Genomic DNA, 11,886 nt, shown 5'->3' with positions numbered 1-11,886 from the left:
CCTCATCGACGAATATCGGCTCATGGTTTTCCCAGTTGTGCTTGGAAACGGAAAACGTCTCTTTGGAGAAGGGATCGATAAGAAAGTGCTGAAACTGGCGGAAACAAAGACATTTGGTTCAGGCGTCGTTGTTCTGACTTATCTTCCGGAAAGATAAGATTGATCAGGAAATCAACATCCATGTGGCTAAACCCTAAACATTTGAAATGGTTTAAAGATCCTCGCGATATCGTGAACCGGTATTTGATGCCAGCTCTTATTAAGTAATTGTTGCGCTAACAGGGAACGATAGTTCAATGATACAGCATGCCCCGATGATTTTTTTCATAGGGGCATTTTTTCAATTCTAAAGGAGAGGGTAAGTTGGGCTTAGAGGATCGTATCATTCTTAAGATAATCCGAAGTAAAGATAGGGGAATGGATTTTGATAGATAATAAAATAAAAGGGCACTTCCTCGGCTAAGGAAGCACCCCCATGCAAAAGAAAATTCCATTAAATTTCCTCTTGTTTAATCCGTTTAATTAACTCCTCAAGCCAATAAATCTTGTGCTCTATTTTTGTTGAAAAATAACCTACCATAAATTTTACTAACTTCTCGTTATTTTCGTCTATCTTAATCTGACCTTCAAATCGTGAAACTGTATTCCAACGATTCGTAATCGTATTTAATTTTTTTTCTAATATTTCCGCTACCTTATTACGATCAACATATTTGATGTTTGCTAAAGCTATTAACATTTCAGTAATATCATCGGCTTTTTCAAACAACTTGTAGATTAATTTAGGTAGTTCTTCACGCCCTTTATCCGTAATCGCGAATACTTGTTTATCCGGTCGATGTTCTTCTTTAATGATTTCAATCGCCTCGATTAAACCTTTTTTGGCTAATGTCTCAAAATGGTAGTAAAGTTTGCTTTCAGTTAAACCACTTAGTTCATCCAATGGAATCGGCTCTGAAAGCTGTTTTTTCAATTTATATGGATAACTATTATTCTCCATCAGCTTACTTAATATATAAATTTGAACAGACATTCTATATGCTCCTTAAAGAAGAATTTGTCTTCTTATTGTAGCAAAACTAAGCTGTAACTTCAGCTACACTTTGTACTTTGTCCATTGTTTTCTCTGTTTCTAACGGCATTGGTTTATGGATAAAAGCGACAATGAGAATATTAATTAGCATTGCAATTGCCCCAACCGCAACCATTGACCAGATAAATGGACTTGGACTAATGCTTCCATATAGTTTGGCATAGTATCCCTGTACGGAATAATACATTGGGGAAATATGGCTCATCCACTCATATAGCTTATACATCATTTCACGTGACATTGTAGCACCATTTGCTAATGTTTGGATTAATAAAATTGGTAAGTTTAAAACCATACCGCCTTCACCAACTAAGAATACTAAAACTGCTGTGAAGTTGAAACATACCATATAGTTTAGTATTTGTTGTCCAGCAATACTGAAGAATAGGCTACCACTTGGTCCATTAATTAAGTAGGCTATCCCTGTACCAGCTAGTGAGGACACCGCTGCAATCACTAAAGCAGTCAGTTGTACATAAGTGAATAAACGTTTTTTACTTGCTTTTGTACGGCTATCTCTAAAGGCAGATACCAATTGCATCGCCCCAATCATTGCACCCGTATAACCAGCCATCGTTAAGAACATGGGCAGCATATTATTATTCATACCCGCTGGTATTTTGTTGATTGTAATTACGTTACCTACATAAGTTGATTCAATCTTTTTCGCTAATTCAGCAGCTTGGTCTTGTGGAATATTAAAATTCATTAACACGCCTTGAGCAGTTTGTTGTGAGAATTGCGCGCTTAGCTGATTGTTAATTTCCGTAACTACTGACTTCATTGTAGAAGAAACAGTAGTTGCTCCTGCTTCATTAATTGTAAAGTCGATACTGGATGAAGTTTCCCCTTTTAGCAGATCCGTAGAGAACGTTTCTGGGATGTGTATCACTAACGCTAAATCATTCTTCTCTAAATCTTCTAAGGCCTTATCATTTGTTATATCTGTCTCAATATTCTTAAACGGTAAATTGTTTTCTAACTGGCTGGCAATCTTTCCTCCATATTCACCTGCATCATCATTGACAATAGCAATTGGCAATTTGTCCACATTTCCTGGAATGGCTGAATAGCCAGGTAAAAAAATGGCTAGCATTGCAATAGCATAGAAAATTCCCATAAACATAGCAGCTATTGCACCTTTTGTTTTTAAGAACTGAGTAAATTTCATATAGTTGTATCCTTTCTTTCTCAAACTAATAATATACTTTAATTAAAGTACTTTGTTTAAAGTGCTAGATCAGTTTATTCTATTCTTTTTATAAAGTCAATGAGAATTTATAAACCAAATAACTCCTTAGAAATTAATCTAAGGAGTTTCTACCTACTTATTGAGGGGCAGGATAGTTGAAGATGGATTAATATCCAAACAAGAAGGAAAGTTTATAACAAGCATTGAATTTACATAGGGTTGTGTGATTACTACATCTCTATATCAGGAGGTTGTTAGGTATGTCGAGAGAATTATGGTTGAACCTGCCAGTGCGAGAACCAGAACGGGCAAAGGCGTTTTATACCCAGCTCGGTTTTCGGCTGAATGAGCAGTATGCGAGTCAAGATGGGTCATTCAGCTTGATCGTCGGCGACAATCAGGTTGTTTTGATGCTCTTCCCGGAATCCGTGTTCCGCGGTTTTGTTGGTAATGCAGTTGCGGATTCGTGGCAGGGTACTGAAGTGTTATTCTCTCTAGGGGCGAACTCCAGGGATGAAGTTGATGAGTTAGCGGTGAAAGCTGAACGTGCCGGCGGCACTGTATTCAGCAAGCCGGGCGAAAAGGATGGCTGGATGTACGGCTGCGGTTTTGCCGATCCGGACGGTCATCGGTGGAACGCGTTGTATATGGATATGAGCAAAATACCGCAAGGCTGAAAACCCGATTCGCCATTTCGTGAAGAAATGACAGACAGGAGTTAGATACGATGATTAAAGGTTTTGGAGGAATATTTTGGAGAACCAAGAATCTTGAAGTTATAAAAAAATGGTACAGTGAAGTATTGAAGATTGAAATAGATAATTGGAATGGGACTGTAATAAAACCCGAATTAGGTAATGAGACTATCTTTTCTTTCTTTACCGAGAATGACAGTTACTTTCCAACAGATCAACAAGTGATGTTAAATTTCCAAGTACATAATCTAGACGAGACAATTAAGCATCTTGAACATATTGGTGTACCTCTTGCAAAGAAAAAAGAGATTAGTGAATTTGGAAAATTTATTTGGATTGAAGATCCTGAAGGTCGACTGGTCGAGCTTTGGGAGAAATAACGAGTTGTAATTCATTTCAGTAGGGACGCAAAAAGATGATTCCCGTACAAGTACAGGAATCATCTTTTGTTGGTGTCCTAAGAGCGCCGTTATTTATAATGGGAAACACTGGATTTTGAAATCAGGGACATCAACTTTATCGACCTCTTGATACGGTGCCAATGTTGATATCATTACAACTGGTTTGTCATAAGGGTTATTTACATAGTGAACTTGCTTTGGTTCGATATGGATCAATTGACCCGGATGAAGATGGTGGACTTGATCATCGACATAAACATCCACCTTTCCTTCTAGGATATAAAAGTTTTCTTCCATAATGTTATGGTAATGTGCCGGGAAATCCTGCCCAGGATTGAATCGTACGAGAGCAAAATTTGATCTCGGACCTTTCATGAGGTATTTAGGACCGCTGTCACCAAATCTATACTCTCTTTCACTTTGATCAATTACAAACATTATTAATTCCTCCTTTTATTTAGCTCCTGGTGCAATCCACATATGTTTGGTGAACCCTTGGTCGCTCAATTTAAGTTGAGCTTTATAGACCTTCTGCCAGGATTTATAGATTTCCATGTACTTCTTATGATTTTCTTGATTTGGGTAATATGTAGTATCAAATTTAATGATTTGTGTTGCTTCTTCCAAAGAAGTGTACACACCAGTACCGACTCCGGCTAACATTGCTGCTCCTAATGCAGTTGCTTCTTTCTCTTTAGGTGTTTTTACTTTTACTCCCAGAATATCGCTAATAATCTGACACCATAGAGGGCTATATGAAGATCCTCCTGCAAAAATCACTTCTTTTGGAAGGATACCAGTCAAACCTGCTACTAACTTCATATGTCCATAAGAGATCAAGCCGGCGTTCTCCATAATCGAACGATAAAAGGTATATTTATTGAATCTTTCTGGATCGATATCAAAATTGGTAAAGGAAGGGGCAGAATTTTTCAAATTTCCAAAATTCATTAAATCTGCAAATGTTGGAATTATGCCATTTGACCCAGCTGGAATCTGTTCCGCATAATGATCAAGAATGGAATAAACTGTAACATTATTTTCTAATGCCTGTTTTTTTTCTTCCTGACAGAAGGCATCTCTAAACCAACGCATAATTAGACCAGCGTTCCACGCGATGGCTTCAAATTGCCATAAATTTGGTACTGCGTGACAGTTTACTCTAATTCTAGTCTTAGGATCAGTGGAAACTTGATTTGAGTTAAATTCATATTGCCAGAAACTTCCCCCGAAAAGTGTAGCCTGTGCGTTGTTGACGTTGCCGACACCTAGACATCCCAACTGGGCATCGCCACCGCCGGCTACCACCAAGCTTTTGTTTGATAAACCTGTTTCAATAGCAACTTGCGATGTTACTTGTCCAATTACGGTACCGCTTTCATAAACTTGCGGAAAAATATGAGATTTAATCCCGCATATATCTGCCAATGAAGAATCCCATGTCCTTTTCTCTAGGCTGAATAGACCAGTTGTACAGGCATTACTTGGTTCTGAGGTCAACTTGCCGGTTAGCTTGAAAATGATCCAGTCGTTAAGCATATTAATATACGTTGTTGCCTGATAAATTTCTGGTTTATGATTTTTGACCCACAAGAGTCTAGGTATAGAGCTTAGCGCGAAGGTTTGTCCTGTCGTTTTATATAGCTCTTTTTCCAGTGTGGGGAATTGCTCCTTTAAATAAATCGATTCTGCAGTGCTGCGGGCATCGACATTGGAGAAGGCCATCAATTCCTGATGGTCCTTGTCATATAGAACGATGCCTTCCCGCATAGAAGTAGTGCTTATGCCGATGATATTGTCTGCATTAATTGGATTATCCTTCAATAGATCTTTAATGCATTGAACAATGATCGTCCAGTTTTTATGGAAATCAAAGTCGATACTTCCCGGATAAGCAGGATCTGGTTTGTGATGCCATTCTTTTTGGTTGATTGCGATTTGTTCTCCAAGAGTATTGTAAATTACTGCACGAAAACTACCCGTTCCTCCGTCAAGAGCCATAAGTAATTTTTCAGTCATGTTATTCAACTCCTCTAAAGAAATTCGGCGGTCGATTCATCAGTGATGATGGTGTTAATATACCCACCTTTTAGGGCTGCTTTAATTGCTTCAATTTTATTCTTACCTGCAGCTACGCCAATCACATTACCTTTCTCTCTTAGTTTTTCTAGGTCGATACTTACGAGTTTTTCCTCTATTTCAGAATCAACCAGATTACCATCTTCATCAATAAAGTGCATTAAGATATCCCCGACTGCTCCCTTCATTTTAAGTTTAATGAAGTCATTACTGTTTAATATATGAGATGTTAAAACAGTTGCTTCCTCATTCATTCCTCCGATACCCACGACGGAGATTTGCGATAAATTGGTCATTTCGATAATTTCCTTAATTGGTTCCTCTTTTTTTATGTTAATTGCTGTTTCCTTAGAACTCATAAAAAGGGGAGATGGTAAGAGATAAAGTTTCGCTCTAAATATACTAGACTTATTATTTGGTAGATAAGGAGCTACTCCTCCGGTCATAGAAATGATGGATATATTCTTATTTGAAATGGTCGCAAGATTGTTCAAGACTTTGCTGACCGTATCACCATAGCCCATGCTGATATATGCGTTATCAGAGATGATATCGTCAATATACATGGCAGCAGCCTGTGCAATAGCGTCATTAACTTTATTGTCCGATGAAAATGGAACGATGAAAGCATCTTTTAGATTGTATTTTTTGATAAGTTTTGATTCCAAGTCAATTTTCTTTCGATCAGAAGTTGAGAATTGAAATTGGATGATTTTTTTCTCTCGTGCCATCTCTAACATTTTGATGACCTTTATTCTTGTGATACTTAAATGGTCGCTGATTTCTTTTTGAGTCATTTGCTCAATGTAATAAAGCCAAGCGACTTTAGCTAAAAGGGAATTCTCGTAAAACTCACTATTATCCATCATTGGGGATCCATCCTCACTTATAACAAATGTAATTACATTATAACAATTGTATTCGATTAATTCAACAGTGGAGGAGAAAAATATTCCTTTTATTCAGATTGACAGCGTTTACAAACAGAGTTATTATGTAATTGAAAAGAGAACAACAAATTTCGATTAATACATAAGTTACATTGCTAATACAAAAGTTTAAAAATGTGGATTGAAAGGGTGAGAGGACATGAGCAAAGAATCATTGCTGGAATGTGAATCAATCGTTAAATCCTTTGGGGACAACCATGTTTTGAAAGGGATTGATTTGTGTTTGCATTCTGGTGAGGTTATTTCAATTATAGGAGGTAATGGAGCCGGTAAAAGTACATTAATGAAAATAATAATGGGAATTTACAGAGCCGATCGGGGGAAATTGGTCCTATCCGGTAAAGAGTTAAAAAATATCAATCCTTCTATTGCTCTTTCAAATGGGGTTTATCTTGTTCCTCAAGAACCGATGCTCTTTTCTAATATGACAGTTCAAGAAAACATCCTGCTTGGTCTTAAAGGTAAGAAGACCGAAAATAAGAAAAAATTAGATTCTCTGATCGAAGAGTTAGGTTGGAAAATTGATGTATATCGACAGGCTATGACATTATCAATCGCAGAACAGCAGTTAGTTGAGATTCTAAAAGGTATTATTCGTGAATCAAAAATACTTATTTTAGATGAACCAACGAGTTCACTTACTTTTAATGAAATAAAGTCATTGTTTTCAGTTATTGAAGATCTCAAGAGTAAGGGTGTTGGGATCATTTATATTACCCATCGACTTAACGAGGTTTTTGAAATTTCTACCCATGTCGTGATTATGCGCGATGGCAAAATTACTTTAAAGGGTAAAGTATCTGAATTCAATAATGAGCTATTGATTAAGGCTCTTCTACCTGAGGAAAGTAAACTGGATGTTGAAAGAAAGTTGACAGAAGAGGTTGTTGAGAAGAAAGGCGATGGTCACTCCGTTTTAAAAATTGAAAATTTGTCAGGAAACGGCTTTTCAAATGTTTCATTTGATGTCTATTCTGGAGAGATTTTAGGACTGGCAGGTGTTGTAGGCGCTGGTCGGACAGAACTAGCCGAAACAATTTTCGGCCGAGATAAAGTCCATTCTGGCAAAGTTTCACTTGAGGGAACAGATATTACTTCACTCCCAACCCGAAAGGTCATTGAAAGCGGATTGAATTATGTACCGGAAGATCGCTTTAAGAATGGAATATTTAAAATTAGTGATATTGGTATGAATATTTCATCTGCGTCGTTAAGGTCAATGGGTAAGTTTTTTATCAATAAGAATTATGAAGGGGAATTATACCTGGAGTATAAAGACTCTTTCAAAATAAAATCATCATCTATTAATGAGGAAATTGCTAATTTATCTGGTGGTAACCAACAGAAAGTAGTAATTGCTAAAGCTCTAGCTTCAATCCCGAAAATCTTAATTTTAGACGAACCTACCCGTGGAATTGATGCGGGAGCCCGAGAAGATGTTTACAAAATTATTTATAAACTCAAATCGGAAGGTGTTGCCATTCTGTTGATTTCATCAGATATGGAAGAGATTGTTCAACTGGCAGATCGAGCGTTGACCATGTACAGAGGGAAGATAAATGCTCAATATGTCAAAAAAGAAATCAATCCTGAAAATTTAATGAGTTCCTCGTTTGGTGTAACTAAGGAGGTTGTCTCATGAACAAAATCTTGAAATCTCGAGAGTTATCATCTTTAGGAGTAATCATTGTCATTATTCTGGCAGTCGGATTATTTAATCCAAGTTTTTTATCCCCGAACAATATTTTTCAAATGGTTAATGGTAGCGCTGTTTATGCTTTAGTAGCTTTAGGGATGGCTTTTGTACTATTTACCGGCGAAATTGATGTTTCTGTCGGGGCTACCTTAGGTTTTTCAGCAGCAATTGCTGGCACCCTGATTACGAGTGGTGCACCAATATTTTGGGCTTTTCTTATTTCTATCTTGTTTGGCGTGATTGTTGGGATATGTAATGCAGTTGGAGTTATTTTCTTCAAGATTCCTTCCATTATTATGACCTTAGGAACTTATGGGATCATCAGAGGCTGTATTTATGTATTTACAGGTGGCAAATGGATCGAAAATCTCCCGTTTGAATTTAAAGGATTAGCACAAAAACTATTATTTAATAGCTTCTCTTGGTTTTATATAAGTATTCTACTAATTACGCTAATTTTATATTTGCTGACAAGTCGTACTGGGGTTGGAAAATCTTTTAAAGCTGTTGGTGACAATATCGATGGTGCCAAACTTATTGGTATCTCTGTTAATAGAACCAAGGTATTAAGTTTTATTTTGTGTGGAGCTTTCGCAGCATTAGCAGGTGTACTTTACGCTAGTCGAGTGGGCTTTATTACACCAACTGCGGGTGTGGGTTATGAAATGATCGCAATCGCAGCCTGTGTTATTGGCGGGATTAATCTTAATGGCGGAGTCGGAACGGTTTGGGGAAGTATTACTGGTTCCTTAATTATGGCTTCGATCAGTCGGATATTAGTATTCCTTGGCTTTCCATCAACGTTTGATAATACAATTACAGGCTTGCTTCTAATAGTTATCGTAGTTGCTGGTGCTGTAATGAATCGCCGCTCTGCAGAAAAATTACGAAGAGAAAGATTATCTGCCAAAATTGGATAGAAGGGAGCGTAATTCATGGGAAGCGCGATAAATTCAAAACCACAATCATTGAAAACGGGCAGTATTTTAAGTGGTGGCAAGTTCAAGTGGAGATGGGAATATTTTTTAATCATTCTTCTTGTTTTAGAAATTGTTATATTCGGAAGCATTAACAGCCGGTTTTTAAATCCAGTTGTTTTAATGGGAAGTATTAACGATTTCATGCCGATTTGTATTATCTCATTGTTTGTCACTTTCGTAATGATTACGGGAGGTATTGATATTCAAGCTGGTTCAGTTGTTGGTCTGACCTCAATCAGTGTTGGCTTGCTTTGGTCCCAATTGGGATTAAACATATGGATTGCTTGTTTGATTGGATTACTAATTGGCGGCTTGTGTGGATTATTCAGTGGGACCTTGATTGCAACAACAGATGTTCAGCCAATGGTAATTACTTTAGGAGGTTCGTTTCTCTTTTCAGGAATTGCTTTAGCCATAACGAGTATGAGTTCAGTTGAATCTTACAAAGGGATAAGCGGATTTCCAGAAAGCTTTACTAAACTGTTCAAAGGTAATGTATTAGGAATACCGAATCAATTGATTTTATTTATTCTGCTGGTCGCAATCAGTTATGTTTTACTGCACAAAACACAATATGGTCGAAAAATATTTTTGATCGGTGTGAATAGAAACACAGCAGAATACTCAGGAATTAAATCTAGCTCTATTATTGCTAGCACGTATGTGCTTTCGGGGATCGCAGCTGCGATTGCTGGGATTGTCTTAACAGCCTATTTAGGAACAGCCAAAGCGGACTTTGGTAAAGAATTAACTTTGCCAATTATTACAGCAGTGGTTTTAGGAGGCACCTCAAATTATGGGGGAAAAGGGAATGTCTTAGGAACTGCCCTTGCCGCAGTTGTGATTGGGATTATGCGTTTTGGATTATCCATGTCAGGTGTTAATACACAATACTTAGATATTCCGGTTGGAATATTACTGATTGTTGTATTGATCATAAGATCCTTTATTAATGGTGGCGCTATCAAAAAGGTAGTAAAAAAAATTACAAATAGAGGTGAATCATTATGAAATTTAGAAGAGGGTTGGGCGTTGTACTAGCAGTTAGTTTGGTGTTTGGGCTTACAGCATGCGGAGACAGTAACAAGGATGCTGGGGCTACTCCGAGTGGAGGAAATGGTAAAGGGAAAACGATCGTATTTGTTCCGAAACTCTCTGGGAATGCTTTTTTTGAATCTGGAAATGATGGCGCTCAAGAGATGGCCAAAAAAGAGGGATTCACTGTTAAATACGATGGAAATCCTGAAGCATCTGTAGCTAATCAGGTAACCATTATTAACAATGCCATTCAGCAGGGCGTAGATGCAATTTCTATCTCGGCGGTAGATGCTGCTGGCCTGAATGACGTTTTAAAACGTGCAAAAGATTCTGGGATAGTCGTTACTACTTGGGATTCCGATGTTTCACCTGATGCTAGAAAATTAATGGTGGCTCAAGGAACTCCTAAACAATTAGGTGATATGTTGGTTGACATGGGCGTTGATGCTCTGACGAAAAGAGGCAAGGATCCTGCGAAAGATAAAATAAAATATGTATGGCATTATTCTCAATCAACTGTTCAAGACCAGAACTCTTGGCAAAAAGCCGGTGAAGAATATATCAAAGAAAAATATCCGAATTGGGAAAACGTAGCTCCGGCAAATTATTACAGCGAACAAAATGCTGAAAAGGCTATTACAGTTGGGGAAGCGATTTTGTCAGCTCATAAGGATATTGATTTGATCATTTGCAACGATTCTACAGCCTTACCTGGGCAGCTCCAAGCAGCACAAAATAATGGCTTAGATAAAAGTAAAATTACAATTACTGGTTTTGCTTCCCCAAATTCAATCAAAAACTACGCTAAAGCTAATATTTTGGAAGAATGGGGTCTGTGGGATGTAAAGGTTCAGGGTGGAATTGCTGTTTATCTATCTAACTATCTTGCTCAAGGAAAAGATATTAAAGTAGGCGATAAAGTAGATATTCCAGGTATTGGGACTGTTGAGCTAATGAATAACTCGGTATTAAATCCTGATGCAAAAGATAGTCAGGATAGTGGTGTGATTATTATGCCAGAAAGAACAGTTTTCACAAAAGACAATGCGGATAATTACAATTTTTAAATTGCAATTATATAACAAATCATAAGGAGGAAACAGATAATGGCAGACATTGAAGGCTTGAAAGTGGCAAAAGATTATTATTTAGATACTCCGGTAGATAGTAATGGAACATTTCACGTTAAGGGAGCTAGTAATGCAGAATGGGGCATGAAAAAGCACTTATCTAATATTTTCAATAAGAAAAGTGGAAATACAGTCATGTTCGCTTTTGACCACGGGTATTTTATGGGTTCCACATCCGGCTTGGAGCGATTAGATATTATTATTCCCAAAGTGATAGACGAAGTCGATGTGCTTATGGGAACTAGAGGTGCTCTGCGGACAAGTGTTGATCCAGCTTGCGGAAAGGCTATCGCTTTACGTGCGACTTCAGGTTCATCTATTCTATTTGATGATTTAAGTCATGAGATTAATGCAGTTGATATTGAAGAAGCAGTGCGGATCAATGCGGATTGTTTAGCAGTCCAAACATTTGTAGGGGCAGAGGGTCAATTATCCAGCTTAAAAAACTTATCCGATATGGTGAATCTCGGAAGTCGTTACAGTATTCCTACAATGGGTGTAATTGCAGTAGGTAAGGAAATGGAACGAACTGATCGGTTTTTCAAGCTAGCTACTAGAATCGTAGCAGAATTAGGAGCGAATATTATCAAATCCTATTACTGTGATAATTTTGAAGAGGTCGTTGCAGCATG

The 11,886-nt window shown here is 37.6% G+C and carries 13 protein-coding genes; 8 read left to right on the top strand and 5 right to left on the bottom strand.

Going from position 1 to position 11,886, the window contains the following annotated elements; translation table 11 throughout:
- Window positions 1-4: 4 nt before the first annotated feature.
- Window positions 5-157, top strand: coding sequence for a dihydrofolate reductase family protein (locus E0485_RS23480; protein ID WP_268957632.1), 153 nt, complete (start codon window positions 5-7; stop codon window positions 155-157).
- A 336-nt stretch (window positions 158-493) separates the two neighbouring features.
- On the opposite strand, the gene E0485_RS23475 is transcribed toward E0485_RS23480, so the two are convergent.
- Complete coding sequence (locus tag E0485_RS23475) at window positions 494-1,033, bottom strand: PadR family transcriptional regulator (protein ID WP_132420493.1); 540 nt, start codon at window positions 1,031-1,033, stop codon at window positions 494-496.
- Window positions 1,034-1,079: 46 nt separating this feature from the next.
- A complete protein-coding gene (locus E0485_RS23470) occupies window positions 1,080-2,264 on the bottom strand; it encodes a YhgE/Pip domain-containing protein (RefSeq protein ID WP_132420492.1) in 1,185 nt (394 codons plus the stop codon).
- A 281-nt stretch (window positions 2,265-2,545) separates the two neighbouring features.
- Between E0485_RS23470 and E0485_RS23465 the strand changes: the two genes are divergently transcribed.
- Both E0485_RS23465 and E0485_RS23460 read left to right on the top strand, forming a co-directional pair.
- Window positions 2,546-2,962: a VOC family protein gene (locus tag E0485_RS23465; RefSeq protein ID WP_132420491.1), complete on the top strand. Its 417-nt coding sequence runs from the start codon at window positions 2,546-2,548 to the stop codon at window positions 2,960-2,962.
- Between the two features lie 50 nt (window positions 2,963-3,012).
- A complete protein-coding gene (locus E0485_RS23460) occupies window positions 3,013-3,360 on the top strand; it encodes a VOC family protein (protein ID WP_132420490.1) in 348 nt (115 codons plus the stop codon).
- A 93-nt stretch (window positions 3,361-3,453) separates the two neighbouring features.
- On the opposite strand, the gene E0485_RS23455 is transcribed toward E0485_RS23460, so the two are convergent.
- Genes E0485_RS23455 through E0485_RS23445 form a run of 3 tightly spaced genes read right to left on the bottom strand, consistent with a single transcriptional unit; the run spans window position 3,454 to window position 6,329 of the window.
- On the bottom strand, window positions 3,454-3,819 hold the full coding sequence (locus tag E0485_RS23455; protein ID WP_132420489.1) for a cupin domain-containing protein: 366 nt from the start codon (window positions 3,817-3,819) through the stop codon (window positions 3,454-3,456).
- 15 nt (window positions 3,820-3,834) lie between these two features.
- Window positions 3,835-5,400: an autoinducer-2 kinase gene (lsrK, locus tag E0485_RS23450; RefSeq protein WP_132420488.1), complete on the bottom strand. Its 1,566-nt coding sequence runs from the start codon at window positions 5,398-5,400 to the stop codon at window positions 3,835-3,837.
- A 14-nt stretch (window positions 5,401-5,414) separates the two neighbouring features.
- Window positions 5,415-6,329 carry a sugar-binding transcriptional regulator gene (locus tag E0485_RS23445; RefSeq protein ID WP_207911045.1) on the bottom strand — a complete coding sequence of 305 codons (915 nt, stop codon included), beginning with the start codon at window positions 6,327-6,329 and terminating at the stop codon, window positions 5,415-5,417.
- A gap of 220 nt (window positions 6,330-6,549) precedes the next feature.
- On the opposite strand from E0485_RS23445, the gene E0485_RS23440 reads away from it, so the two are divergent.
- The 5 genes from E0485_RS23440 to E0485_RS23420 form a co-directional block, all read left to right on the top strand.
- Complete coding sequence (locus tag E0485_RS23440; RefSeq protein WP_132420487.1) at window positions 6,550-8,052, top strand: sugar ABC transporter ATP-binding protein; 1,503 nt, start codon at window positions 6,550-6,552, stop codon at window positions 8,050-8,052.
- Complete coding sequence (locus E0485_RS23435) at window positions 8,049-9,026, top strand: ABC transporter permease (protein WP_132420486.1); 978 nt, start codon at window positions 8,049-8,051, stop codon at window positions 9,024-9,026. Before E0485_RS23440 ends, E0485_RS23435 begins: the two co-directional genes overlap by 4 nt.
- A gap of 15 nt (window positions 9,027-9,041) precedes the next feature.
- Window positions 9,042-10,097, top strand: coding sequence for an ABC transporter permease (locus E0485_RS23430; protein WP_132420485.1), 1,056 nt, complete (start codon window positions 9,042-9,044; stop codon window positions 10,095-10,097).
- Window positions 10,094-11,191 carry a substrate-binding domain-containing protein gene (locus E0485_RS23425; protein WP_132420484.1) on the top strand — a complete coding sequence of 366 codons (1,098 nt, stop codon included), beginning with the start codon at window positions 10,094-10,096 and terminating at the stop codon, window positions 11,189-11,191. Before E0485_RS23430 ends, E0485_RS23425 begins: the two co-directional genes overlap by 4 nt.
- A 39-nt stretch (window positions 11,192-11,230) precedes the next feature.
- Window positions 11,231-11,886 (top strand): beta/alpha barrel domain-containing protein (locus tag E0485_RS23420; protein ID WP_132420483.1); only part of this gene is annotated, 656 nt, incomplete at its 3' end.

The organism is Paenibacillus albiflavus, from assembly GCF_004344915.1.
Lineage (GTDB): Bacteria > Bacillota > Bacilli > Paenibacillales > NBRC-103111 > Paenibacillus_AM > Paenibacillus_AM albiflavus.
Note: the sequence above shows the minus strand (reverse complement) of the source record. Positions and strands in the feature narration are given on the sequence as shown.

Bases quoted from the DNA above. Each gene is read 5' to 3' on its own strand.
- E0485_RS23475 (WP_132420493.1), bottom strand. From the start codon at position 1,033: ATGTCTGTTCAAATTTATATATTAAGTAAGCTGATGGAGAATAATAGT.
- E0485_RS23435 (WP_132420486.1), top strand. From the start codon at position 8,049: ATGAACAAAATCTTGAAATCTCGAGAGTTATCATCTTTAGGAGTAATC.
- E0485_RS23440 (WP_132420487.1), top strand. From the start codon at position 6,550: ATGAGCAAAGAATCATTGCTGGAATGTGAATCAATCGTTAAATCCTTT.
- E0485_RS23470 (WP_132420492.1), bottom strand. From the start codon at position 2,264: ATGAAATTTACTCAGTTCTTAAAAACAAAAGGTGCAATAGCTGCTATG.
- E0485_RS23430 (WP_132420485.1), top strand. From the start codon at position 9,042: ATGGGAAGCGCGATAAATTCAAAACCACAATCATTGAAAACGGGCAGT.
- E0485_RS23465 (WP_132420491.1), top strand. From the start codon at position 2,546: ATGTCGAGAGAATTATGGTTGAACCTGCCAGTGCGAGAACCAGAACGG.
- E0485_RS23460 (WP_132420490.1), top strand. From the start codon at position 3,013: ATGATTAAAGGTTTTGGAGGAATATTTTGGAGAACCAAGAATCTTGAA.
- E0485_RS23425 (WP_132420484.1), top strand. From the start codon at position 10,094: ATGAAATTTAGAAGAGGGTTGGGCGTTGTACTAGCAGTTAGTTTGGTG.
- lsrK (WP_132420488.1), bottom strand. From the start codon at position 5,400: ATGACTGAAAAATTACTTATGGCTCTTGACGGAGGAACGGGTAGTTTT.
- E0485_RS23445 (WP_207911045.1), bottom strand. From the start codon at position 6,329: ATGATGGATAATAGTGAGTTTTACGAGAATTCCCTTTTAGCTAAAGTC.
- E0485_RS23455 (WP_132420489.1), bottom strand. From the start codon at position 3,819: ATGTTTGTAATTGATCAAAGTGAAAGAGAGTATAGATTTGGTGACAGC.